A 21,726-nucleotide genomic window follows, 5' to 3' on the forward strand; every position below is an offset into this window, starting at 1 on the left:
GGCGGCGGGATTGCGCCGCCGCCTTTGTCTCCATCGCGAATGCGCAGCGATTACTTATACAGGCTGTTGATCCACTGGACGTTGGCAGCGTTCAGGCGCACGGCGGTGTTCGCGTCGGGGCTTTCCGCCACGTTGACACCGGTGACGATGCGCTGCTTGGCCTTGTTGTCGTAAGCATAGACCGAGCTCCCGCTCGACCCTGGGAACGTATCGCAGTCATACTGGAAATATTCCGGCGCGATGTTTTCGGCGTGCACTTCGCAGTTTGCCTTCCACATCGTGCCCATCGGCTTGTCGCCGGGATAGCCGACGAGATTGGCGGTGAAATCGCCGAGATCCTCATAGTTGGCATAGCCCAGCCAGCCGAGATTGGTGCCGACATCCTGCTTCAGCGTGACGATGCCGAGATCCCACAGCAGGACCGACCCGTAATAGCCCTGGTAGTTGTCGATGAAGCCTTGCAGCACATAGGCGCTTTCGAAGGCGAAGGCGCCGAACGGTGCGTCGTCGGCCGTGCTGCCGTTAAGGCCCGGCACGAACAGGTAGTCGGAGAGCCAATCCTTGTCCTCATGACTGTAGAGGCAGTGCGCGGCGGTGAGTACGGTTCGCGGACCGATCAGCGTTGCCGAACAGCTGCCGAAGCTGCCCGTCTTCGGCGATTTGGCTTCGAGATAGCCTATTGCCGAGAACGGATAGGTCTTGGTGTTCTTGACCTGCTCGCGATCGTCGGTGCCGAAAACCTGGCGGCCGGCTTCGCCTTCGCCGAGGTCCGGATCCTCGGTCTTGCGCTCAGCCCCGTCTTTTCCAGTGGCCGGAGCGTTCAGTTCCTTGATGATAAGCTCCCGCAGCGCTTCGCTCGGCTCGATCTTGATCTCCTTGCCATCGGCGGACCGTCCGACGATGCCGTAGGATTTGACAGCCGTTGCCTCGTCGGCAAGCGGCGCGGCGCGGCTGTCTTCGTCGGTCAGCTTCGGTGGCGCGATTGGCTTTGCCCGCCCGGGCTTGTAGTCGCCTGAAGTCGCGTCGCGCGCGCTTTCGCCATTGCCGGCACTGGCGGAGCCAGGATCGGCGGCGAAAGCTGGAACCGCCCACATTGCGGTGGAAAGCAATGTGGACGCAACAAGTGCGTTTGTCAGTTTTGTCATGGTGAGACTCTCCCAAAAGTCAGCAAGGACTGGATCAAGATACAGAAATATTGTCGAGATCGTGGTGAGGCCAAAAAAGGAGTTTTTGATTACCGGTGCCTGACCTGATCATTACCCCTACAGTCTGTCGAGGTCCCGCCAGAGGCACTCGCGCGGATATATTGCCTAAATTAATACAACATTGGAATGACAAATCGCTTCCACATAGCCCGTGGGGGGCTATAGGATTTTGAGCGAGGTCTGCACAGGAACGCGATCCGCGAAGCGGTGCCCGACTTGGTGTTCCTGCCGTGCCGCAACAACTGTGCTGCGCGGTCTGATCCCCAGGCTGAGGCTTGTTTCGTTGATCATGTGCCGGGGCTGGTCCGCTCGGGTACATGTCTCAGGAGGGCTTCAGGTGAACATCATCCATCGGTTCAGGCCGATCGCCGCCGCATCGCTGCTCGGCATCGCGGCCGTCCTTGCGGCAGCCAATTTCACCCAGGCCGACGAAGCGGTCGCCCGACCGGAGGCAGCGGTCTCGCCAATGAAGCGCGTGACGGAAGCCAGGGCGATTGCAGCGGCGGAGAACCCCGACGCGGCCGACCGCGTCTATGGCGGCAACCAGGCCGAAAAGGGAGTCTACCCGTTCCAGGTCGCGCTGCTCACCACCGACAGGCTGGACGAGAATCCGGCATCGCAGGCCAACGCCCAATTCTGCGGCGGCAGCCTGATCGCGCCGCAATGGGTGCTGACGGCAGCACACTGCCTCAACGACAAGGGCCAGCCGGTTTCGCCCGAGAGCGTCACCGTGCTGACCGGTGCAACCGATCTCAGCGAAGGCAAGCGCCACAAGGTGGTGGAGGTCATCGTCAACGAAGGCTACAGCGAGCAGACCCTCGACAACGACCTCGGGCTGCTTCGGCTTGCCGAACCGGCCGACGCGCCGACCATCAAGGTCGCCCATGAGGCAACGCCCGACACCGGCAAGACGACCGTCACCGGCTGGGGCAAGATGCAGGACGGCACCTTTCCGACCACGCTGATGGTCGCCGATCTCGACCTGCAGCCGAACCAGGCCTGCAACAGCGGCATCAAGGCCATCTATGCGCGTGATCTGAAGGCAGCACTTGGCGATCTGTCGCGCCGTATGCGCTATTCGGAAAAAGGCATCGACGCGGCCGCCAATGCGATCGCCGCCGACATGACCGACCCGCTGACCGGCAACATGATCTGCGCCGGCACCACCAGCGGCGTGCGCGATGCCTGCAACGGCGACAGTGGCGGCCCGCTGTTCATGACCGGTGCCGAAGGCCCGGTCCAAATCGGCGTCGTCAGCTGGGGCGAAGGCCCGGCTGACGGCAGTGCGGCCTGCGGCCACAAGGACGCCTACGGCATCTACACGCGGCTGGCCAACTACACCGGCTGGATCGAGGCGAAGATGAAAAGCTCTGCTCCGGCGCCTGCCAAACCCAAGGCGGGACTCGGCACGGCGCAGAAACCGAAAACGCCCTGAACCCCGGCCATTTGGCTTCCCATGAAAAACGGCGGGAGTGCCCGCCGCTCTTATTTTGCCGGCTTGAGTGGTTTATTTTCGCGGCGGGCCTTTGCGCTCGGCCGAAGCTGCCCACAGATTGATATCGGACTCCCGGGCGTAGGTATCGATCTCGGCGAGTTCGGCATCGCTGAAGTCGAGCACCTTGAGCGCGCCGACGCAGTCCTCGACCTGCTCCGGCCGGCTGGCGCCGATCAGCGCCGAGGTCACCCTGCCCTTGCGCAGCACCCAGGCCAGCGCCATCTGCGCCAGCGTCTGCCCACGCTTGCTGGCGATGGCGTCGAGCGCCTTGATGTTGGCGATGGTCTTGTCGTTGATGAAGGCTGTCTTCAGCGACTTGCCCTGGGAAGCACGGCTGCCGTCCGGAATGCCGCCGAGATACTTGTTGGTCAGCATGCCTTGCGCCAGCGGCGAGAACACGATGGAGCCGACGCCGAGCCCTTCGAGCGTGTCGAGCAGGCCGTCTTCCTCCACCCAGCGGTTCAGCATCGAATAGCTCGGCTGGTGGATGACGCAAGGCGTGTCAAGCTGCTTCAATATATCGGCGGCCTCGCGCGTGCGCTGCGAATTGTAGGACGAGATGCCGGCATAGAGCGCCTTGCCCGAGCGCACCGCATGGTCGAGCGCACCCATCGTTTCTTCCAGCGGCGTGTCGGGGTCGAAACGGTGCGAATAGAAGATATCGACATAGTCGAGCCCCATGCGCTTCAGGCTCTGGTCGAGGCTGGCCAGAATGTATTTGCGCCCGCCCCATTCGCCGTAGGGGCCGGCCCACATTTCGTAGCCGGCCTTCGTCGAGATGATCAGTTCGTCGCGGTAGGCGGCGAAGTCGGTGCGCAGGATTTCGCCGAAAGCGGTCTCGGCAGAACCGGGCGGCGGACCGTAATTGTTGGCGAGGTCGAAATGCGTGATGCCGAGGTCGAAGGCCTTGCGCGCGATCGCCTGCTTGGTCTTGTGCGGCGTGTCGTTGCCGAAATTATGCCACAACCCCAGCGAGATTGCCGGCAGCTTCAGGCCGGAGCGGCCACAGCGGTTGTAGATCATCTTTTCATAGCGGTTTTCGGCAGGCGTGTAGGGCATCGGAAAATCCTCAAATGGAAACGAGCCGGTCGGCTGCATCGCGACAACGCGGCGAGTTGGCTCTGCCCCTCACCCTTACCCTCTCTCCGTCGAAACGGGGAGAGGGTTGAGGTGTGCTGCCTATTTCTTCTTCGCCAAAAGCGCCTTGGCTTCCTTGACGCCAAGTGCCGCCGGCCGTTCGCAGGTGGTCTGCATGGCGACGAACTTGCCGGTTTCGCCGGAACGCAACAGCCCGGTCATCACGTCGACGGCGTGCAGCGCCAGCTCCATCGAACAGCGGTGCGGCCGGCCTTCCGCGATTGCCACCGCCATATCGGCGAGGCCTGATGTGCGGTAGTTGGCCATCATGCCTTGCGAATGCATCTCGTTGGGCACGCCGAACGGATGCGGCCAGTTCGGCAGCTTCTTGACCGGCTTGGCCGCGTCGGTGAAGCGAACGTCACCGCCGAAGAAATTCGGATCCGGCACGAACACCGTGCCTGTCTCGCCATAGAGTTCCATCGGCGCGTGGCCGTGGGCCCAGACGTCCCAGCTGGTGTTGAGCGTGATAACGGCGCCGTTCTCGAACTCCAGCAGCCCATGGATGGTCGTCGGCGTGTTGACCGGTATCTTTTCACCCGCGCGCGGCTTTGAACTGATCGTCCGCTCCTTGGCCGGCGTCGTCGCGAAGGCCGCGACCTGCTTCACCGGCCCGATCAGCTGGATCAGATTGGTGATGTAATACGGTCCGATATCGAGCACGGGACCGGCGCCCGGCTGGAAGAAGAAATCCGGATTGGGGTGCCAATGCTCCATGCCGTGGCCCATGACATGACAGGTACCACTCGTGACCTTGCCAAGCTTGCCGGTGTCGATCAGGTTGCGCACCAGCTGGTGCGCGCCGCCGAGGAAAGTGTCTGGCGCCGAGCCGATCCGAAGACCCTTTTTCTGCGCCCGCTTCTTAAGGTCGAGCCCTTCCTTGACCGACAGCACGAACGGTTTTTCCGAATAAACGTGCTTGCCGGCGTCGAGTATCTGCTTCGACACCTCATAATGCACCGCCGGGATGGTCAGGTTGACGATGATGTCGATGTCGTCGGCCCTGAGCAGGTCTTCGACGGTCTCGGCGCGCAGCTTGAACTCCTTCGCCCGAGCCCTGGCCGCCTCCATGTTGATGTCGGCGCAGGCACGCATCTCGATGCCGCGAAACAGCGGCGCCAGCGAAAAATACGCTTTCGAGATGTTGCCGCAGCCGATGACGCCGATGCCAAGTTTCTTTGCCATGCTGATTGCTCCTAATAGGTTTTGGCGGCTGCGATGGAGCGGCGGGCGAAACGCTCGATGTCGTTGGGGTTGTCCTGTTCCATGACGTAGTATTGGGCAGCACTCTTGGCACGCAGCACCTTGATCAGACCGGCCCAGTCGATGGTGCCATGGCCGACATCCGACCAGCCATCCTCATCCAGCCCCTCGCCCGGCTTGGCCATGTCCTTGACGTGGACGGCACTGATGCGCTTGCCGTGTTTCTCGATCCACGGCAACGGATCATCGCCGCCGCGCACCACCCAGGCCACGTCCATCTCCCAGCTGACATCGGGCGCGGATGACAGGATGTGGTCCTGCGGCACCGATCCGTCGGCAAGTTTCTTGAACTCGAAATCATGGTTGTGCCAGGCAAAGCCGTAGCCGGCCTTTTTCGCGGCGTCGCCGACCTTTGCCAGACGCTCACCAAAGCCGCTCCAGCCGGCGGCGTCGGATGGCCGCTGGTCGGGCATCAGGAAAGGGCAGATGAGCAGCGTGATACCGAGTGCGTCGGCGGTTCTGCGCACGCCGTCGAAATCGTTCTCGAGAGCGTCGATCGAGAAATGCCCAGTCGGCATGGCAAGCCCGTTCTTGTCGAGCTCGGCACGGAATGCCTCGGGATCATCATAGACGCCGCCAAAACCTTCGACCTGAGCGTAGCCGAGCTTGCCGAGCGTGGCGAGCACACCGTCCCAGGGTTGGAAATTGCGGGCGCTGTAAAGTTGGAATGACCAATTCATCGTCTCTGTCCGTTTCGCTTGGGGATTGTCGTTGGAAGGTTGGTTCTCGGAAGCTAGATGCGTGTGCCGGTTGCCGTGTCGAAAAGCGAGGCGCGCATCGGATCGAAGCCAAGCGTCACCGCCTCGTCGTTCTTGGGCGTGCGTTCCGAGGTCACCCGGACGCTGAAATTCTGCTGGGCAAGCTTCAGCCAGACCAGCGTGTCGGAGCCCATGGGCTCGACCACCTCGACATTGGCGGCTATCGAGAACGGCCAGCCGGTGCCACTGTTCAGGCTGACATGCTCGGGCCTGATACCGAATGTGACGGGGCCTGGAGCCGGAGGCTTGGCAAAGTCGTAAGTGCCGAGCGGGATCTTGATATCCTCGGCCGCGAACCGCCAGCCGCCGTCCGCGTCTTCCAGACGGCCATCGACGAAGTTCATTGCGGGCGAGCCGAGGAAGCCGGCGACGAAGCGGTTGACCGGACGGTTGTAGATGGTCTGCGGCGCATCGAGCTGCTGGATGACGCCGCCCTTCATCACCGCGATACGGTCGGCCAGCGTCATCGCCTCGATCTGGTCGTGGGTGACGTAGATCATGGTGTTCTGCAGCTTGCGATGCAGCAGCTTGATCTCGACGCGCAGTTCGGCGCGCAGCTTGGCATCGAGATTGGACAGCGGCTCGTCGAACAGGAACACGTCGACATCGCGCACCAGCGCCCGTCCGATGGCGACGCGCTGGCGCTGGCCGCCGGAAAGTGCGGCCGGCTTACGCTGCAGCAGCGGCTCGATCTGCAGGATTTCAGCCGCCCGCGCGATCCGCTTGGCGATCTCTTCTCTTGGCGTGCCGGCGACACGCAGCCCGAAGGACAGGTTCTTCTCCACCGTCATTTGCGGATAGAGCGCATAGGACTGGAACACCATGCCGATGCCGCGGTCCTTGGGCTCTTCCCAGGTGACGTTCTTGCCCTTGATGAAGATGCGGCCTTCGGAGACATCGAGCAGGCCGGCAATGCAGTTGAGCAAGGTCGACTTGCCGCAGCCGGACGGCCCCAGCAGCACGATGAACTCGCCATCGGCGACATCGAGATTGAGCGTCTCCAGGACGGTCACCGCGCCGAAATTCAGCGACAGGTCCTGGATCGAAACGCTGGTATCGTTGGCTGCCGTCATCGCCATCACCCCTTCACCGCGCCGGCGGCGATGCCGCGTACGAAAAGCTTGCCGGAAATGAAGTAGACGATCAGCGGCACAAGCCCGGTCAGGATGGTTGCGGCCATGTTGACGTTGTACTCCTTCACGCCTTGCACCGAATTGACGATGTTGTTGAGCTGCACCGTCATCGGATAGGTGTCGGGGCGGGTGTAGACGACGCCGAACAGGAAGTCGTTCCAGATGCCGGTCACCTGCAGGATGATGGCGACGACGAAGATCGGCAGCGACATCGGCAGCATGATGCGCAGGAAGATGCCCCAGAAGCCGGCGCCGTCGACGCGTGCCGCCCGGAACAGCTCTTCCGGCATCGATGCGAAATAATTGCGGAACAGCAGCGTCAGGATCGGCATGCCGAAAATGGAATGGACGATCACCAGCCCGCTGAGGCTGCCGTAGAGGCCGATTTCGCGCAGGATGATGACGATCGGATAGATCATCACCTGGTAGGGAATGAAGGCGCCGACGATCAGGATGATGAAGAACGTGTCGGCGCCCTTGAAGCGCCAATTGGCCAGTGCATAACCATTCACCGAGGCGATGGCGATCGACAGCAGCACCGACGGCACGGTGATCCGCACCGAATTCCAGAAACCGCGCGAGAGCCCGTCGCAGTTAAGGCCGGTGCAGGCCGTTGACCACGCCTTGACCCACGGCTCGAAGGTGATCTCGAGCGGCGGTGAGAAGATGTTGCCGAGCCGGATCTCCGGCATGCCCTTGAGTGAGGTGACGACCATGACATAGAGCGGCAAGAGGTAGTAGACCGCCATGACGAACAATGTGCCGTAGAGGAAGACGTTGCGGCGCGAAATCACGCGGCGCGGCTTTGGACCGTAGGGCCCGGCGATGTCCTGGCGCGCGCCGGCGGCAGTGCTTGCTTGAGCGGTGATGTCTGCAATGCTCATTTGCGTCGCCCGAACTCGAGATAGGCCCAAGGCACGATGACGATCACCACCGAGAGCAGCATCATGGTCGAGGCGGCAAAACCCTGGCCGAGGTTCTGGGCGAAGAACATATAGTCGTAGACGTATTTGGCCGGCACTTCGGATGCGATGCCCGGGCCGCCGCTGGTCTGGGCCACGACCAGGTCATAGACCTTGACGATGCCGGAAGCGATGATGACGAGCGTGGTGATGAAGACCGGCCGCATCATCGGGATGACGATGAACAGATAGGTCTTCCACATCGGGATCCCATCCACGCGCGCCGCCTTCCAGATGTCTTCGTCGATACCGCGCAGGCCGGCCAGCATCAGGCACATGATGAGCCCGGTGCCTTGCCACAGCGCAGCGATCGATATGCCGTAGATGACGATGCTGGAATTGTAGAGCGGGTCGAAGCTGAAGCTCGTCCAGCCCAAGTCCCGCACGACATGCTGGATGCCGAAATCCGGATTGAGCAACCACTGCCAGACCAGGCCGGTGACGATGAAGGAGAGCGCGAAAGGATAGAGGAAGATCGTGCGGAACGTGTCCTCGAAGCGGATCTTCTGATCGAGCAGCGCGGCAAGCAGAAAACCGATGACCAGCGAGAACCCCAGGGAGATCGCGCCGTAGATCAACAGGTTCTCGATCGAGATCAGCCAGCGCGGCGCCGCCCACAGGCGGTAATACTGGTCGAGCCCGACGAAATTCAGGCGCGGCAGGAGCTTCGAATTGGTGAAGGAATAGAGCACCGTCCAAACGGTGCCGCCGACGAAAACCACCATGGCGGTGAGGATCATCGGGATCGAGGCGACCTTCGCATTGAGGTTGCGGAACAGAAGGTTGGGGCGTTCGCTCTTGCTCATCTCGTCAGCCGGCTGGGTAAGGGCGGTGCATTCCCGGCCCTGCATTCGCAAGGCCGGGAATGAGGCGGGTTGCCTCCAGCGTCAGTCCGCCGAAGCGATGAGGTCGGCGAAGCGCTTCTGCGCGTCTTCGATGGTCAGTTCCGGCTTGGCGAAGAATTCGGCGAAAAGGTCTTCCTTCTGTTTCTGGGTGTCCTGTGAAAGCAGTTGGTCCGTCCACGGCATGACGGCGCCCTTGGCAAGAATGGCGAGGCCCTTCTTCATGCAGTCGTTGGCCGCATTGAGATCGACGTCGCCGCGCACCGGCAGGGATCCCTTCTTTAGATTGAAGGCAACCTGCGTCTTGGGATCGAGCAGCGTCTCGGCCAGCACCTCCTGCGCCTTGCTCTTGTCGGCATCCTTGAGCAGCGGGAAATAGAAGGCGTCACCGCCCGTGGCTATGACCTCGTTCAGCCCAAGGCCCGGCAGGCAGGTATAATCCTTGCCGGCGGTCTTGCCGGCAACCTGGAACTCGCCCTGCGCCCAGTCGCCCATGATCTGGCCAGCGGCCTTGCCGGTGATGACCAGGTTGGTCGCCTGGTTCCAGTCCTGCACATTGGTGTTCTTCGCCATCTTGCGGGCATCGTCCGCGGCCTTGAAGACCTTGGCGACTTCGGGCCCGGCGGCGAACTTGGCATCCTTGTCCTTGTAGACCTTGAGGAATGTGTCCGTACCGCCCACAGCCGCAAGCAGGACGTCGAAGGCACCGGAGGATTGCCAGGCCTGACCGCCGACGGCGAGCGGGATGATGCCGGCCTTTTCCAGCGCCGGCGCTGCCGCCACGAATTCATTCCAGTCCTTCGGCAACGGCACGCCGGCCTTCGCGAAGGCTTCGTTGGACAGCCACAGCCACTGCCAGGAATGGATGTTGACGGGCACGCAGTAGATCTTGCCGTCGATGGTGCAGCCGTCGAGCAGGCTCTTCGGCCGGACGACATCAGTCCACTTGCCCTTGGTGGCGACGTCGGTGAGGTCGCGCATCAGGCCGGCCTGCACCAGTTCCTCCGCCTGCCGGCCATGGTTGAACTGCGTGGCGCCCATCGGATCGCCACCGGTGATGCGGCTGATCATGATTGGCCGCGCCGTGCCGCCGGAGCCGGCAATGGCGCCATCCACCCAGTGGTTGCCGGTTGCATCGAATGCCTTGGCAAGTTCCGCAACCGCCGCCGCCTCGCCGCCCGACGTCCACCAATGGGTGACTTCCAGGTCCGTCGCGGCCGCCTGGCCGGCAAACTGCAACGCGGCCGTCGCTGCCAGCGCAGCGGTCAAAAGTTTGTATCGCATTTCGGCTCCTCCCAGAATCTGAAACGTTACAGATTTTCGATACGGCAATTGCGCGGGCTGTGCAACCCATCAACGAAGCGCCCTCGATATTTTTTCGGACCGCGAACAAATTCGCATGAATGATCGCGCTTCCCATGCACTGCAGCATGGTTTGCTGCGGCGCAAACACCGAAATGCCGCCTGATACGGACAAAAGGCGGCGGCAGAGGCGATTTCTCCTGGAATCCCAATGCGTTTCGCAAAAGACCATCCACCTCGTGGCGATGGACATGTAACTCGATATGGCAATCTGTAACGTTTCAGTATATTGAGCTTTGCCGGGGCTGGAACGCATATCGTACCGCTATGGCGGCGATTGCCGACATGGCTCGCGGCTGCTATGCGCCTGACGGGCGGGACGAATGGACAGACAGCGTACGGACAAGAACGGGGAGACCTCGGCACAGGGACGGCCGACGTTGAAGACGCTTGCCTTCATGACCGGGCTCGGCGTCACCACTGTGTCACGCGCCTTGAAGGATGCCCCGGAAATCGGCGCCGAAACCAGGCGTCGCGTCCAGCTCGTCGCCAAGCAGATCGGCTACCGGCCGAACCGCGCCGGCGTGCGTCTGCGCACCGGCAGGACCAATGTCATCAGCCTCGTGCTCAACACCGACCGCGAGATCATGAGCTTCGTCTCGGACATCATCTACGGCGTTTCGGAAGTGCTCGCCGAAACGCCCTATCACCTGATCGTCACGCCCTATTCCCGCTCGCAGGATCCGATGGAGCCGATCCGCTATCTCGTCGAGACCGGCTCGGCCGACGGAGTCATCATTTCGCGCACCCAACCGAACGATCCGCGCGCCCGCTACATGCTCGAGCACGGCATGCCCTTTGCCACGCATGGGCGCACCGACATGGGCCTCGTCCATCCCTACCATGACTTCGACAACCATGTTTTCGCGATGGAAGCCGTGCGCCGCCTGGCGAGCATGGGCAGGCACAAGCTGGCGCTTCTGTCGCCGCCGCCCGGGCTGACCTATTATGGCCACACGCTGAACGGCTTTGCCGATGCGCTAAGCGAGGTCGGAGCCAGCGAAATTCCGTTCAACACCGTTTCCATCGATCACACGATCGAGCAGATCAGGACCAGAACCGCGCAGGTGATGCGCCGCGAGAACAGGCCGGACGGCTTCGTCAGCAGCGCTGCCGCCGCGACACTGGCGATCGTCGCCGGCATCGAGGATGCCGGCCTCAAGCTTGGCCGCGACGTCGATGTCGTGTCCAAGCAGTCGTCGGACCTGTTGCACCTGTTCCGGCCGGAATTGCTCGTCGTCAACGAGAACTTCCGCCTGGCCGGCTCCGATCTCGCCCGCTCCGTGCTCGGCTGGATCGGCGGCGCCGCACCCGGCTCGTTGCAGCGCCTGGTCGCCACCAGCGAGGTTCGGGCGTTCAGCCCGCCGGTTTCCGTTTAGGCCCTTGGGCTAACCAGCCGCACCGCTTCCCCACGGCCCATGGAACGCGCCTTTGTCGTCGATACGCTCGAAGCCGTGCGCGCCGAAAAAGTCGCGCTGCGCCTGGATCAGGTTCGACGTGCCGCGGCCCTGGCGGTAGCTGTCGAAATAGGCAAGTGCGGAAGACAGCGCCGGAACCGGCGAGCCGGCCTCCGAAGCCCTCGCCACGATGCGCCGCAGCGACGGATGCGCTTCCTGCATCAGCGCAATGAAGGCCGGGGCCATCAGCAGGTTGGTCGAGGCGCCGCCCTTGCTGAAGGCCTCCGCCATGGTGTCGAGCATCTGCGAGCGGATGATGCAGCCGGCGCGCCAGATCCTGGCGATGGTCGGCATTGGCAGGTTCCAGTTGAATTCCTTGGAGGCGCCGCTCATCACCGCAAAACCTTGGGCGTAGGCGGCGATCTTGCCGGCGAACAGCGCCAGTTCCAGATCTTTCAGCAAGGCGTCCTTGTCACCGGAAATCTTCGTCACGCCGATGTTGCCATAGGCCTTTTCCGCCGCCAGCCGCTCGTCCTTGATCGACGATAGAACGCGCGCCGCCACCGCCGCCTCGATCGCGGTGGCCGGGATGCCGAGCTGCTGCGCCTCGATGACAGACCATTTGCCGGTGCCCTTCTGGCCGGCGCGATCAAGGATGATGTCGACCACCGGCTTGCCGGTCTTCGGATCGTCTGATGCCAGCACCTTGGCGGTGATCTCGATCAGGTAGGAATTGAGCCGGCCCTTGTTCCAGTTGGCGAACACCGTGCCGATCTCCTTCGGGTCCATGCCCAGGCCGTCGCGCAGGATGCCGTAGATCTCCGCGATCATCTGCATGTCGGCATATTCGATGCCGTTATGGATGGTCTTGACGAAATGTCCGGCGCCGTCGGTGCCGAGCCATGCCGCGCAGGGTTCGTCCTTGAACTTGGCGGAGATCGCCGTCAGCACCTTCTCGACGCGTTTCCATGAGTCCTCCGTGCCGCCGACCATGATCGACGGTCCGTGGCGCGCACCCTCCTCGCCGCCGGACACGCCCATGCCGATGAAGGTGAGACCCGAGCCGGAAAGCTCGGAGAAGCGCCGCATCGTGTCGCGGAAATTGGCGTTGCCGGCGTCGATGACGATGTCGTTGGCCGACAGCACGCCGCGCAGAGCCGCGATCTGTTCGTCGACCGGCTTGCCGGCCAGCACCATGATGATGATCGGGCGCGGCGGCCGGATCGCGGCGGCAAGCTCTTCCAGGCTGTAGCAGGGCACGACCATGTCCCTGAGCGCGCCGGCATTCTCGATGAAAGCGTCCGTGCGCGCCCTGGTGCGGTTGAAGACGGCGATGCGATGCCCGTGCTCGGCGATGTTGAGCGCCAGGTTGGAGCCCATCGTGCCAAGGCCGATCAGGCCGATTTCGGCTTTTTCCATCGTTTTTTTCCTGCCTTCGGATTTTGTTGAGATCGCGTTTTGCCGCGATGATTGACGGGCCTTTCGGGCTGCGTCAACCGCCCCGCCGAATTGTGTTGATGCCGCGGCGTGTGAGATTCAGGTCAGGCCGAGTCGAGAATGGTGGTTTCCGAGAACCGGAGCGGAGCGTACTTAAAGTACGTGAGCACCGGAAGCGCAGGAAGCCGCCGTTCGCAGGCCGGCATCACCTGAATATCACTCGGCGCGGATGTCGACGGGCGCCTCGATCTTCACCATCTCGAAGTCCGAGACCAGTATGTCGATGCGCACCGTCCACCGGCCGGCCACCGGGATGACGAGGTTGTCGACACGCCAACTGCCGTCGCCGGGCTTGGCCGCCGCGCGCTTCAAGGGCTCGATGCCCGAATCGGGTTTCGACAGCACAAGCGTCACCTCCTTGGCGTCGAGCGGGCCGAAATCGCCGCTCATGATGATCATCGAGGCGACGACCGGTCCGGCATGGCCCGGCGTGATGCTGAGATCGGCCATCGCTTTCAGCGCGTGGATATGGACCGACACCGGTTGCGCTGCCGCAATCGCGAGGGCTCGTGGCGGCGGCGTGAAGCGCCAGCCCGCGGCAACGCCGAAAATCGCCAACACGATCAACATCTCGACGCCGATCGAGCGGACCAGCCTGCGTTGAACTTCCGTCGATCCCGCCTCGGCCGATGCCGTGAGTTTCCAGCGGTTGACGGCGGCGAGCGTGAACAGAAAGACCAACAGCCCGAGTTTGATCAGCAGCAGCCTTCCATAGGCGGTGTCGACCAATGCCGCGGGTGTTTGCACCTGGATGACGGCAAGCACGATGCCGGCAGAGGCAAGCACGGCCACCACCGGCAGGATCGCCCAAGAAAACCGCCGCAGGAATGGCGTGGCCCCCGCCGATTGCCCCTTCAGCGCCAGCCCGAGTGGGACCAATGCGCCGGCCCACAACGCGATGCCTACGCCGTGCAGGAACACCATCGGCCGCGTCAGCCATTGCGGTTCGGCGGCACTGGCATGGCCGCTGGCGGCAAGGGCAACCCCCACCCCGGCCAGACCTGCCAGCGCAAGTGGTTTGGCGGTGGCGCGGGGGCCGGCCAGCGACAGCAGGCCAAGCCCCAGCGCAATCAGCGCGACCAGCACCGTCCAGCCGAAACTGGTGCCGAGTCCGGTCCGCCAGATAACCGCCTGTGCCAGATGGGAGAGCGGTGCCCCGAGCGCATCAAGCCCCTGCAAGCCGAGCGACAAGGGCGCCGCGACAAGTCCGCCCAGGATTGCGGCTGCAACGAAGCGCTGTCCGGCGCGGCCACCTTGGGACAGCCAGGCGAGGGCGAAAGCGCCGCCGACGCCGAGAAAAAGGCCGAGGTAGAGAAAAACCTTGCCGAGCCAGATCGCCGACCGCAACGGCCAGTCGACGGCTTCGGACACGGCGGGCGGCTCGCTGGGCGCGCCGATGGAAAACAGCAGCGATCCGCCGACGGGATGACCGTCTGCGGAGATGACGCGCCAGCTCAAGACATGCGTACCGGATTTGAGCGGTTGCGGATTGTCGATCTCGAGCGTCTGGTCGCTGAGCCGGAATGACGTCAGAGCAACCGGCGTGCCGTCGGGCTTCACCAAGGTCAGCACCAGCGGCGAGACCGGCTCACTGAAGGTCAGCGAGAACTGTGCCGGCCCCTGTTCCAGCACCGCGCCGTCGGCCGGATCGGTCTTGATCAGCGCGGCATGGGCAAAGGCCTGATCTGACACGGCAAGGCTGGCAAGAAACACGATCACGGCCAACAGGCCGGCGGCAAGCCGGCCGGCAGGTTTGCAGGCCATGGAAGCCGTTTGCAGGAGGGGGGTCGTGCTCATGTCACCGCCACGAAAAAGAGCGGCGCGCTCGAATGAGCGCGCCGCCGTGGTGATCATTTATTCGGCAACCGCGTGGTGGCGGGTGGCGGGGTTTACAGCGCGGCCTCATCCTGGGCGGGTGCCGGGATTTTGATACAGCGGGGGGGGGCCCCATGGGATTCCTGCACAACCGGGAAGTAAAGCTTCTGGCCGACAGGGAGATCCGCCGTCAGCGTCGCGCGGAAGACGAACTCGTCGTAGAATTCATCTGGCAGGCTGCCGCCGCTCCAGTCGACCTCCTTGACCCCGTCGGCAACCGCCTGACCATAGAGCTGGTAGGATTTGTCGTACTTGCCCTTCTTGGTCTGCAGCGTCCAGCCAGGCTTCGGCATCGGCTTAACCGCGATCACCCCTTCCGGAATCTGCACGCGCACGGCGATCGTCGCCTTGCCCTCGCAACCATGCGGCACGCGCAAAACGGCCTTGTAGGTCGACCCAACGGCCGCTTCCTGCGTTTCGAACGTGATATGCGCGAAGGCGGCACTGGTTCCGAGCACGAGAAGTACTGCGGCCGACAAAAGATACTTGTTCATGATGGTCCCTCAAATTTCAAACTGGCCGGGTCAATTGGCGTGATCGTCCATGGCGCCACCGCCCATGCCTTCGACAGCGAAATCGACGCTGACGGCGCCGGCCTTTTCGAAGGTCAGGACGGCTGAGAACTTTTCACCCTGTTTGGGTTGTCGCTTCAGGCCGATGAACATCAAATGATAGCCGCCAGGCGCAAGGGCTACCTTGCCGCCGGCCGGAATTTCCAGGCCACCGGCAACCGGACGCATGGTCATGACGCCGTCCTTGACGCCCATCTCATGCAGCTCGGCCTTTTCAGAGACATCGGAGGAAATCGACACCAGCCGGTCCGGCGCACTGCCGTTGTTGGTGATGGTGAAATAGCCGCCGGCGACCTTGGCGCCGGCCGGCGTGGCGCGCGACCAGGGGTGGCCGATCTCGAGATCGCCAACCTTGAACTCATGCGCGAGGACGGACTGGGCGCCTGTGAACAGCAGCGCAAGAGCCAGCACGGCAATGCCGACACGCTCTTCGATGCCGCGTAGAATGCCGCCGGGCATAAGACGCGCCGCGTCGGGGAAAAAATAGGACATGGTTGCTCCATGAAGTGAAGGTCGCGCCGTTGCCGGTCGCGAGCAGTTTGATCTTTGGATGGGTACGCCCACGAAAGGTTCCGCCGGGCAAACAGGCTCAGGCCGTCAGCGGCGGCGCGCGCGGGTTCGACGGCGAGCGCTCACGCGCAAAGTCGAGATGGATGGCCGCCGGAAAAACAAAGGCGACCGTTTTGAAGGAAAGGCTGCCCAGCGCCAGGCCAGCACCGGGCGGCGGCGCAAAGGCCGCCGAAACCATGCTGCAGCCGAGCACGCAGCATGCCGGAAGATGGGACGGCGGCTGGTTGTCGCCGGGAAGCTGGGTTGCGCCCTCATGGGTGCAGATGACGTTGCCGAAGGCGTCGAGCTGCGATGCATTGGGACCGGCGCCGAAGGCGAATGCACCAAGCGTCGACTGGAGCAACAGCAGATAGGCCGCGACAAGCGCGACCGGCATGCTCCATCGTCTCCTCGATACGCCCAAAGCCCTGCCTCTCGCAGCAACGAACCATATCTAGCACGGGGCTGGCGGGTGGAAAATCGCCAAATCGCCGCGGCGCCGACGCGGCAGGCTCAACGCATGCCGCCCAAAAGCGTATAGCGGTTTTGGGACAACGACATGCATGAAACAAGGCTCCAAGCCGCGATGCGGCTCAGGATTTTTGCAGCGACCGGCTCTCCGGGATCGAGGTCAGCAATGTCTGGCGCGCCGATTTCAGGTGCTTGCGGCAAGCGGCGTCGACCTTGCCGAGATCGCGTGATTTCAGCGCCTCTATGTAGACCAGATGCTCACCGATGGCGACTTCGTTGCGCTCGCGTTCCTGCGCCTTGTTCCACTGGTAATGATAGTGGAAGATCATGGCGATGACATCGTAGAAATCGACGATGAAGCGGTTGCGCGACGCCCGGTGGATCAGCCGGTGGAAGCGCTCGTCGAGTTCGGAGAACTCGGTGAAGCGGGTGGCGATGTCGTTTGCCAACTGGCGATGCTCGTCTTCCAGGCGGTCGAGATCGGTCCAGACCGCGCTGTCCTGCGGTAAAACGGCAAAGGCGGCCGCCGAGCGCAGTTCGAACATTTCGCGGATTTCGGTCAGCTCCAGCGCGAAGGCACGCGTAAAGCCCTTCAGCACCCAGTGACTGTTGCGGCGCTTCTCGATCAGGCCGAAGCGGGAGAAGCGGATCAGGAACTCGCGCACGCTGGTGGTGCCGACGCCGATCTCACGCGCCAGTTCGAGCTCGTTGATCTGCATGCCGGCTTCGGCGCCGCCGGCGAGCAACCGACGCATGAACGACCGTTCGATGATCTCGGCCAGCGTGTCGGTCTCTTCCTCGGGGAAGAAATCATCGGGACGCGTCTCGCGCAGCACCGTCTTGGCGCGCTTGTTCCAGGCGATCAGCCCAGTCTCTTCCATGCGCGCGAGAATGGTGCGCACCGTGGTACGGCTGACGCCAAGCAAGGTACCCAGTTCCGGCTCCGAAGGCAGGCTGCGCGTTTCGTCGAGCTGCCGCAGGCAGCGGTTGTAGGCATCCTTGTAGACGTTGTTGCTCTTCGACATCCCTGACCCGTTGCACGCCGTCGCTTGCGGCGGACGGTTTGAAGCGCAATATGACGTTCGCATGGCTCTGAGAAGCGAAATTGCTTCCCGGAACAACCCGGAGACATGCGGAACTCCCCAGTGAAAAAACCATTGACGCAAAACTGTTTTTTCACGATAAAAGACAATATCTCTAAACAGACGCGTGTCAATCCGTCCGCGCAACCCAGGATCACCCAGGAAACCGCCCGTGAACGCCTCCAACTGCATTCTTCTATCCCCCGCCGACAATGTCGCCGTCGCCAACGGCCGCATCGAGATCGGCACCGCGCTGCCGGGCGGTGCCGTCGCCAGTGTGTTGATCGAGCCCGGCCACAAGGTGGCGATCAAGCCGATCGCCGCCGGCGAGGCCGTGGTGAAATACGCCCAGGCGATCGGTCGCGCGACACAGGACATCGCGCCGGGCGAGCACGTGCATTCGCACAATCTGGTGTTCGAATCCGGCCGCTTGCCGGTCGTGCCGCCGAGCGAGGCCGAGCACGCGACGGAGGCCGACCGCACCCGCACCTTCATGGGCTATCGCCGCGCCGATGGCCGCGCCGGCACGCGCAACTTCATCGGCATCGTCGCCAGCGTCAATTGCTCGGCCACCGTCTGCCATTCCATCGCCGACACCGCCAACCGCACGCTTTTGCCGAAATATCCCGGCATCGACGGCTTCGTGCCGATCGTGCACGGCCAGGGCTGCGGCATGAGCGGCACCGGCGACGGCATGATGGTGCTGCACCGTACACTCGCCGGCTACGCCCGCCACCCGAATTTCGGCGGCGTGCTGATGGTCGGTCTCGGCTGCGAGGTCAACCAGCTCACCCTCTACGGCCAAAAGGGCGTCGCTGCCGGCAAGCGCCATTTCAACATCCAGGACGCCGGCGGATCGCGCAAATCGGTGGAAAAGGCGATGGGCGTGCTGGCCGAGATCGCCGAGGAAGTCGGCCAGCTGAAGCGTGAGCCGATCCCGGTCAGCGAGATCATCGTCGGCCTGCAATGCGGCGGCTCCGACGGCATGTCGGGCATTACAGCCAATCCGGCGCTGGGCGCGGCTGTCGACATCCTGGCCGGCGTCGGCGGCATCGGCATCCTCTCCGAGACGACGGAGATCTATGGCGCCGAACATCTGCTTGCCTACCGCGCGGCAACGCCGGAGATCGCGCAGAAGCTCGACGGCTTCGTGAAATGGTGGGAGGACCATGTCGCCAAGCACGGCGCCTCGATCGACAACAATCCCTCGCCCGGCAACAAGCGCGGCGGCCTCACCACCATCCTGGAGAAGTCGCTCGGCGCGGTCGCCAAGGGCGGCCAGACGCCGCTCAACGGCGTCTTCGGCTACGCCGAAAAAGTCACTGGCAGCGGCCTGGTGTTCATGGACACGCCCGGCTACGACCCGGTTTCGGCGACCGGCCAGGTGGCGGGCGGGGCCAACGTCATCGTCTTCACCACCGGCCGTGGCTCCTGCTTCGGCTGCCGTCCGACGCCGTCGATCAAGGTCGCCACCAACTCGACGATGTACCACCAGATGGAGGAGGACATGGACGTCAATTGCGGCGTCATCGCCTCGGGTGAAAAGACCATCGCCGGCATGGGCCGCGAGATCTTCGAACTGATCGTCGAAACGGCTTCCGGCCGCAAGACCAAGAGCGAGGACTTCGGCTACGGCGACAACGAGTTCGTGCCCTGGCATCTGGGCGCAACACTTTAGATTTTACTGATATAAAGTAGACTGCGCGCCGGCCAGTTGGCTGGCCACGGGGAGGTTGTGCATGGAAAGACGCCGCATCGGCCAGACAGCGCTGGAAGTCACCGAGGTCAGCTTTGGCGGCGCTGCACTTGGCGGCCTTTACCGCGCCTGTTCGCGCGAAGCGGCGATGGAGACGCTGCAGGGCGCCTGGGATGCCGGCCTGCGCTATTTCGACACCGCACCCTTTTACGGTTTCGGACTGTCGGAGCGCCGCTTCGGCGACTTCCTGCGCTACAAGCCGCGCGATTCCTATGTGCTGTCGACCAAGGTCGGCCGGCTGTTCCGCCCGGTGTCGGAGGATCAGGTTCCCGATCACTCCTATGTCGATCCGCTGCCCTTCGCGCTCGACTACGACTATTCCTATGACGGCATCATGCGGTCGGTCGAGTTCAGCTATGCGCGGCTTGGCCTAAACAGGATAGACATCCTGTTTGTCCACGACATCGGCGCCTACACCCATGGTGTCGAGAAGACCAAGCTGCACTTTCGCGACCTGATGGACGGCGGCCTCAAGGCACTCGAAGAGCTGAAACGGTCCGGCGTCATTTCCGCCTATGGGCTTGGCGTCAACGAGGTGCAGATCTGTCTGGACGTGATGCGCGAGGCGCCGCTCGACTGCATCCTGCTCGCCAGCCGCTATTCCCTGCTCGACCGCAGTGCCGAAGCGGAGTTGCTGCCCCTATGCCGGGCGCGGCAGACCTCCTTGGTCATTGGCGGCGTGTTCAACTCCGGCATCCTGGCGACCGGGCCGGTGCAAGGCGCGCATTTCGACTACCGCCCTGCCAGCCATGACGTGCTCGACCGCGTCGGCGCAATGGAAAGGATCGCCGCCGAGGGTGGCTATCCGCTCGCCGCCGCCGCGTTCCAATTCCCCTTGCATGAACCTGCCGTCGCCACCGTGCTGACCGGCACCGCCAAGCTGGCGAACCTGACGCGCAACCTCCAACTGCTCGACATCGACGTGCCGGAGACGGAATACGCCAGATATCGTCCCCACACACTGGTGCAGGAGCTGGCGTGAAACTTCATATTCTTGCGGTCACACGAAGGAATGGATATTCCATATTGACGAAATGGTGGAATTAATATTCCATACATTCCCGGAACGGAACGGAAGCGTGACGGCGTCAATGGGGAGCAGCGCGGTGGATTTGCTTCTGCCAGACCTCGCAAGGACTGATCAAACACCGCTTGCATCGATCTGTTCGATGCATTATCAAAACATGGCAATTGTTTTTTATTGATAAAGTTCTGTTCGGGCCGCGCCTATCCGGACGGAGCTTCCGTAACGTTCACCGGGCGACTTAGGGAGGAAACCTCATGAAATTCGCGACCAGCATTCTCAACCGCCGCGCCGTCATGGCGCTGGCAGCAGCTTCGATGCTCGCCGGCGTCATGCATTCGGCGCCGGTTTCGGCGGCGGACGTCACCATTCCGATCATCGTCAAGGACACCACGTCCTTCTACTGGCAGATCGTTCTGGCCGGCGCCCGCAAGGCCGGCAAGGATCTCGGCGTCAATGTGCCGGAACTCGGTGCCCAGGCTGAAACCGACGTCAACGGCCAGGTCTCGATCCTCGAGAACGCCGTTGCCAGCAACCCGGCGGCCATCGTCATTGCGCCGACCGAGTTCAAGGCGCTTGGCAAGCCGATCGATGAAGCCGCTGCCAAGGTCAAGGTCATCGGCATCGACTCCGGCGCCGACTCCAAGGCCTTCACCTCGTTCCTGACCACCGACAACGTCCAGGGCGGCCGCGTCGCTGCCGACGGCCTCGCAGCCGCCATCGGCGCCGCCAACGGCGGCAAGATCGAGGGCGACGTCGCCCTGATCACCAACGCACCGGGCGCCGGCTCGCTCGAACAGCGCAAGCAGGGCTTCACCGAACAGCTGGCCGCCAAATATCCGGGCCTCAAGCTGGTCGCCGATAAATACGCCGACGGCCAGGCCACCACCGGCCTCAACATCGCCACCGACCTGATCACCGCCAACCCGAACCTCAAGGGCATCTTCGCTTCCAACCTGATCATGGCGCAGGGCGTCGGCCAGGCTGTCGCGGAAAACAGCCTTGGCGGCAAACTGGCGCTGGTCGGTTTCGACAGCGACGAGAAGCTGATCAAGTTCCTCAACGACGGCGTCATTTCCGCCCTCGTCGTCCAGGATCCGTACCGGATGGGCTATGACGGCATCAAGACCGCACTCGCCGCCTCCAAAGGCGAGAAGGTCGAAGCCAATGTCGACACCGGCGCCAATCTGGTGACCAAGGACAACATGAAAGACCCCAAGATCGACGCGCTGCTCAATCCGAAGCTCTGAGCCGTCGCATCCGCAATCGTCTCCGGGGCACCTCGCCCCGGAGACACAAGCTGCCGCACAAACGGCTTGGCAATCCGCACGCCTGAGCTAGGCTGT

Annotated in this window: 19 protein-coding genes; 5 read left to right on the forward strand and 14 right to left on the reverse strand. The window is 63.0% G+C overall.

From position 1 onward, the window contains the following. Positions 1–50 precede the first annotated feature (50 nt). On the reverse strand, positions 51–1,145 hold the full coding sequence (locus NKH95_RS11965; RefSeq protein ID WP_352761591.1) for a trypsin-like serine peptidase: 1,095 nt from the start codon (positions 1,143–1,145) through the stop codon (positions 51–53). A 397-nt stretch (positions 1,146–1,542) separates the two neighbouring features. Between NKH95_RS11965 and NKH95_RS11970 the strand changes: the two genes are divergently transcribed. Further along, complete coding sequence (locus NKH95_RS11970) at positions 1,543–2,640, forward strand: S1 family serine peptidase (protein WP_023812498.1); 1,098 nt, start codon at positions 1,543–1,545, stop codon at positions 2,638–2,640. A 72-nt stretch (positions 2,641–2,712) separates the two neighbouring features. Here the strand turns inward: NKH95_RS11970 and mgrA are convergent, their stop codons facing one another. The 7 genes from mgrA to NKH95_RS12005 all read right to left on the reverse strand — a co-directional run bounded on the left by mgrA (position 2,713) and on the right by NKH95_RS12005 (position 10,079). Then, complete coding sequence (gene mgrA, locus NKH95_RS11975; RefSeq protein WP_352891615.1) at positions 2,713–3,759, reverse strand: L-glyceraldehyde 3-phosphate reductase; 1,047 nt, start codon at positions 3,757–3,759, stop codon at positions 2,713–2,715. A 120-nt stretch (positions 3,760–3,879) separates the two neighbouring features. After that, complete coding sequence (locus NKH95_RS11980) at positions 3,880–5,022, reverse strand: Gfo/Idh/MocA family protein (RefSeq protein WP_023812496.1); 1,143 nt, start codon at positions 5,020–5,022, stop codon at positions 3,880–3,882. An 11-nt stretch (positions 5,023–5,033) separates the two neighbouring features. Then, a complete protein-coding gene (locus NKH95_RS11985) occupies positions 5,034–5,780 on the reverse strand; it encodes a sugar phosphate isomerase/epimerase family protein (RefSeq protein ID WP_128303236.1) in 747 nt (248 codons plus the stop codon). A gap of 53 nt (positions 5,781–5,833) precedes the next feature. Then, entirely contained in the window at positions 5,834–6,931 is a 1,098-nt protein-coding gene (locus NKH95_RS11990; protein WP_023812494.1) for an ABC transporter ATP-binding protein, read from the reverse strand. A 5-nt stretch (positions 6,932–6,936) separates the two neighbouring features. Beyond that, positions 6,937–7,875 carry a carbohydrate ABC transporter permease gene (locus NKH95_RS11995; protein ID WP_023812493.1) on the reverse strand — a complete coding sequence of 313 codons (939 nt, stop codon included), beginning with the start codon at positions 7,873–7,875 and terminating at the stop codon, positions 6,937–6,939. Beyond that, the gene (locus NKH95_RS12000; RefSeq protein WP_352891616.1) at positions 7,872–8,759 is read right to left on the reverse strand and encodes a carbohydrate ABC transporter permease; all 888 of its coding nucleotides are present in this window, start codon (positions 8,757–8,759) and stop codon (positions 7,872–7,874) included. Before NKH95_RS12000 ends, NKH95_RS11995 begins: the two co-directional genes overlap by 4 nt. Before the next feature lie 81 nt (positions 8,760–8,840). Continuing rightward, positions 8,841–10,079 carry an ABC transporter substrate-binding protein gene (locus tag NKH95_RS12005; RefSeq protein WP_023812491.1) on the reverse strand — a complete coding sequence of 413 codons (1,239 nt, stop codon included), beginning with the start codon at positions 10,077–10,079 and terminating at the stop codon, positions 8,841–8,843. 401 nt (positions 10,080–10,480) lie between these two features. Between NKH95_RS12005 and NKH95_RS12010 the strand changes: the two genes are divergently transcribed. Further along, positions 10,481–11,536 (forward strand): LacI family DNA-binding transcriptional regulator, encoded by a 1,056-nt coding sequence (locus NKH95_RS12010; RefSeq protein ID WP_023812490.1) that lies wholly within the window; start codon positions 10,481–10,483, stop codon positions 11,534–11,536. A 9-nt stretch (positions 11,537–11,545) separates the two neighbouring features. Here NKH95_RS12010 and gnd read toward each other — a convergent pair whose 3' ends face one another. From gnd to NKH95_RS12040, 6 genes are all read right to left on the reverse strand, one after another. Next, positions 11,546–12,973, reverse strand: coding sequence for an NADP-dependent phosphogluconate dehydrogenase (gene gnd, locus NKH95_RS12015; RefSeq protein ID WP_023812489.1), 1,428 nt, complete (start codon positions 12,971–12,973; stop codon positions 11,546–11,548). Positions 12,974–13,207: 234 nt separating this feature from the next. After that, positions 13,208–14,848 carry a copper resistance CopC/CopD family protein gene (locus NKH95_RS12020; protein ID WP_023812488.1) on the reverse strand — a complete coding sequence of 547 codons (1,641 nt, stop codon included), beginning with the start codon at positions 14,846–14,848 and terminating at the stop codon, positions 13,208–13,210. Between the two features lie 92 nt (positions 14,849–14,940). Beyond that, complete coding sequence (locus NKH95_RS12025; RefSeq protein WP_352891618.1) at positions 14,941–15,420, reverse strand: YcnI family copper-binding membrane protein; 480 nt, start codon at positions 15,418–15,420, stop codon at positions 14,941–14,943. Between the two features lie 30 nt (positions 15,421–15,450). Next, complete coding sequence (locus NKH95_RS12030) at positions 15,451–15,990, reverse strand: copper chaperone PCu(A)C (protein ID WP_023812486.1); 540 nt, start codon at positions 15,988–15,990, stop codon at positions 15,451–15,453. Positions 15,991–16,087: 97 nt separating this feature from the next. After that, complete coding sequence (locus NKH95_RS12035; protein ID WP_023812485.1) at positions 16,088–16,444, reverse strand: DUF2946 family protein; 357 nt, start codon at positions 16,442–16,444, stop codon at positions 16,088–16,090. Positions 16,445–16,640: 196 nt separating this feature from the next. After that, positions 16,641–17,543, reverse strand: coding sequence for a GntR family transcriptional regulator (locus tag NKH95_RS12040; RefSeq protein WP_352774964.1), 903 nt, complete (start codon positions 17,541–17,543; stop codon positions 16,641–16,643). Between the two features lie 229 nt (positions 17,544–17,772). Between NKH95_RS12040 and NKH95_RS12045 the strand changes: the two genes are divergently transcribed. The 3 genes from NKH95_RS12045 (at position 17,773) to NKH95_RS12055 (ending at position 21,630) form a co-directional block, all read left to right on the forward strand. Next, positions 17,773–19,278, forward strand: a complete 1,506-nt coding sequence (locus tag NKH95_RS12045; RefSeq protein WP_352774966.1) for a UxaA family hydrolase — start codon at positions 17,773–17,775, stop codon at positions 19,276–19,278. A 61-nt stretch (positions 19,279–19,339) separates the two neighbouring features. Continuing rightward, positions 19,340–20,338: an aldo/keto reductase gene (locus NKH95_RS12050; protein WP_023812482.1), complete on the forward strand. Its 999-nt coding sequence runs from the start codon at positions 19,340–19,342 to the stop codon at positions 20,336–20,338. Between the two features lie 299 nt (positions 20,339–20,637). Next, on the forward strand, positions 20,638–21,630 hold the full coding sequence (locus NKH95_RS12055; protein ID WP_023812481.1) for an ABC transporter substrate-binding protein: 993 nt from the start codon (positions 20,638–20,640) through the stop codon (positions 21,628–21,630). Positions 21,631–21,726: the final 96 nt, after the last annotated feature.

Source organism: Mesorhizobium sp. M0848 (assembly GCF_040319805.1).
Classification (GTDB): domain Bacteria; phylum Pseudomonadota; class Alphaproteobacteria; order Rhizobiales; family Rhizobiaceae; genus Mesorhizobium.

What these genes read in the sequence shown, in the direction of transcription:
- NKH95_RS11965 (WP_352761591.1), bottom strand. Translation starts at nt 1,145, where the DNA reads ATGACAAAACTGACAAACGCACTTGTTGCGTCCACATTGCTTTCCACC.
- mgrA (WP_352891615.1), bottom strand. Translation starts at nt 3,759, where the DNA reads ATGCCCTACACGCCTGCCGAAAACCGCTATGAAAAGATGATCTACAAC.
- NKH95_RS11980 (WP_023812496.1), bottom strand. Translation starts at nt 5,022, where the DNA reads ATGGCAAAGAAACTTGGCATCGGCGTCATCGGCTGCGGCAACATCTCG.
- NKH95_RS11985 (WP_128303236.1), bottom strand. Translation starts at nt 5,780, where the DNA reads ATGAATTGGTCATTCCAACTTTACAGCGCCCGCAATTTCCAACCCTGG.
- NKH95_RS11990 (WP_023812494.1), bottom strand. Translation starts at nt 6,931, where the DNA reads ATGACGGCAGCCAACGATACCAGCGTTTCGATCCAGGACCTGTCGCTG.
- NKH95_RS11995 (WP_023812493.1), bottom strand. Translation starts at nt 7,875, where the DNA reads ATGAGCATTGCAGACATCACCGCTCAAGCAAGCACTGCCGCCGGCGCG.
- NKH95_RS12000 (WP_352891616.1), bottom strand. Translation starts at nt 8,759, where the DNA reads ATGAGCAAGAGCGAACGCCCCAACCTTCTGTTCCGCAACCTCAATGCG.
- NKH95_RS12005 (WP_023812491.1), bottom strand. Translation starts at nt 10,079, where the DNA reads ATGCGATACAAACTTTTGACCGCTGCGCTGGCAGCGACGGCCGCGTTG.
- NKH95_RS12010 (WP_023812490.1), top strand. Translation starts at nt 10,481, where the DNA reads ATGGACAGACAGCGTACGGACAAGAACGGGGAGACCTCGGCACAGGGA.
- gnd (WP_023812489.1), bottom strand. Translation starts at nt 12,973, where the DNA reads ATGGAAAAAGCCGAAATCGGCCTGATCGGCCTTGGCACGATGGGCTCC.
- NKH95_RS12020 (WP_023812488.1), bottom strand. Translation starts at nt 14,848, where the DNA reads ATGAGCACGACCCCCCTCCTGCAAACGGCTTCCATGGCCTGCAAACCT.
- NKH95_RS12025 (WP_352891618.1), bottom strand. Translation starts at nt 15,420, where the DNA reads ATGAACAAGTATCTTTTGTCGGCCGCAGTACTTCTCGTGCTCGGAACC.
- NKH95_RS12030 (WP_023812486.1), bottom strand. Translation starts at nt 15,990, where the DNA reads ATGTCCTATTTTTTCCCCGACGCGGCGCGTCTTATGCCCGGCGGCATT.
- NKH95_RS12035 (WP_023812485.1), bottom strand. Translation starts at nt 16,444, where the DNA reads ATGCCGGTCGCGCTTGTCGCGGCCTATCTGCTGTTGCTCCAGTCGACG.
- NKH95_RS12040 (WP_352774964.1), bottom strand. Translation starts at nt 17,543, where the DNA reads ATGTCGAAGAGCAACAACGTCTACAAGGATGCCTACAACCGCTGCCTG.
- NKH95_RS12050 (WP_023812482.1), top strand. Translation starts at nt 19,340, where the DNA reads ATGGAAAGACGCCGCATCGGCCAGACAGCGCTGGAAGTCACCGAGGTC.
- NKH95_RS12055 (WP_023812481.1), top strand. Translation starts at nt 20,638, where the DNA reads ATGAAATTCGCGACCAGCATTCTCAACCGCCGCGCCGTCATGGCGCTG.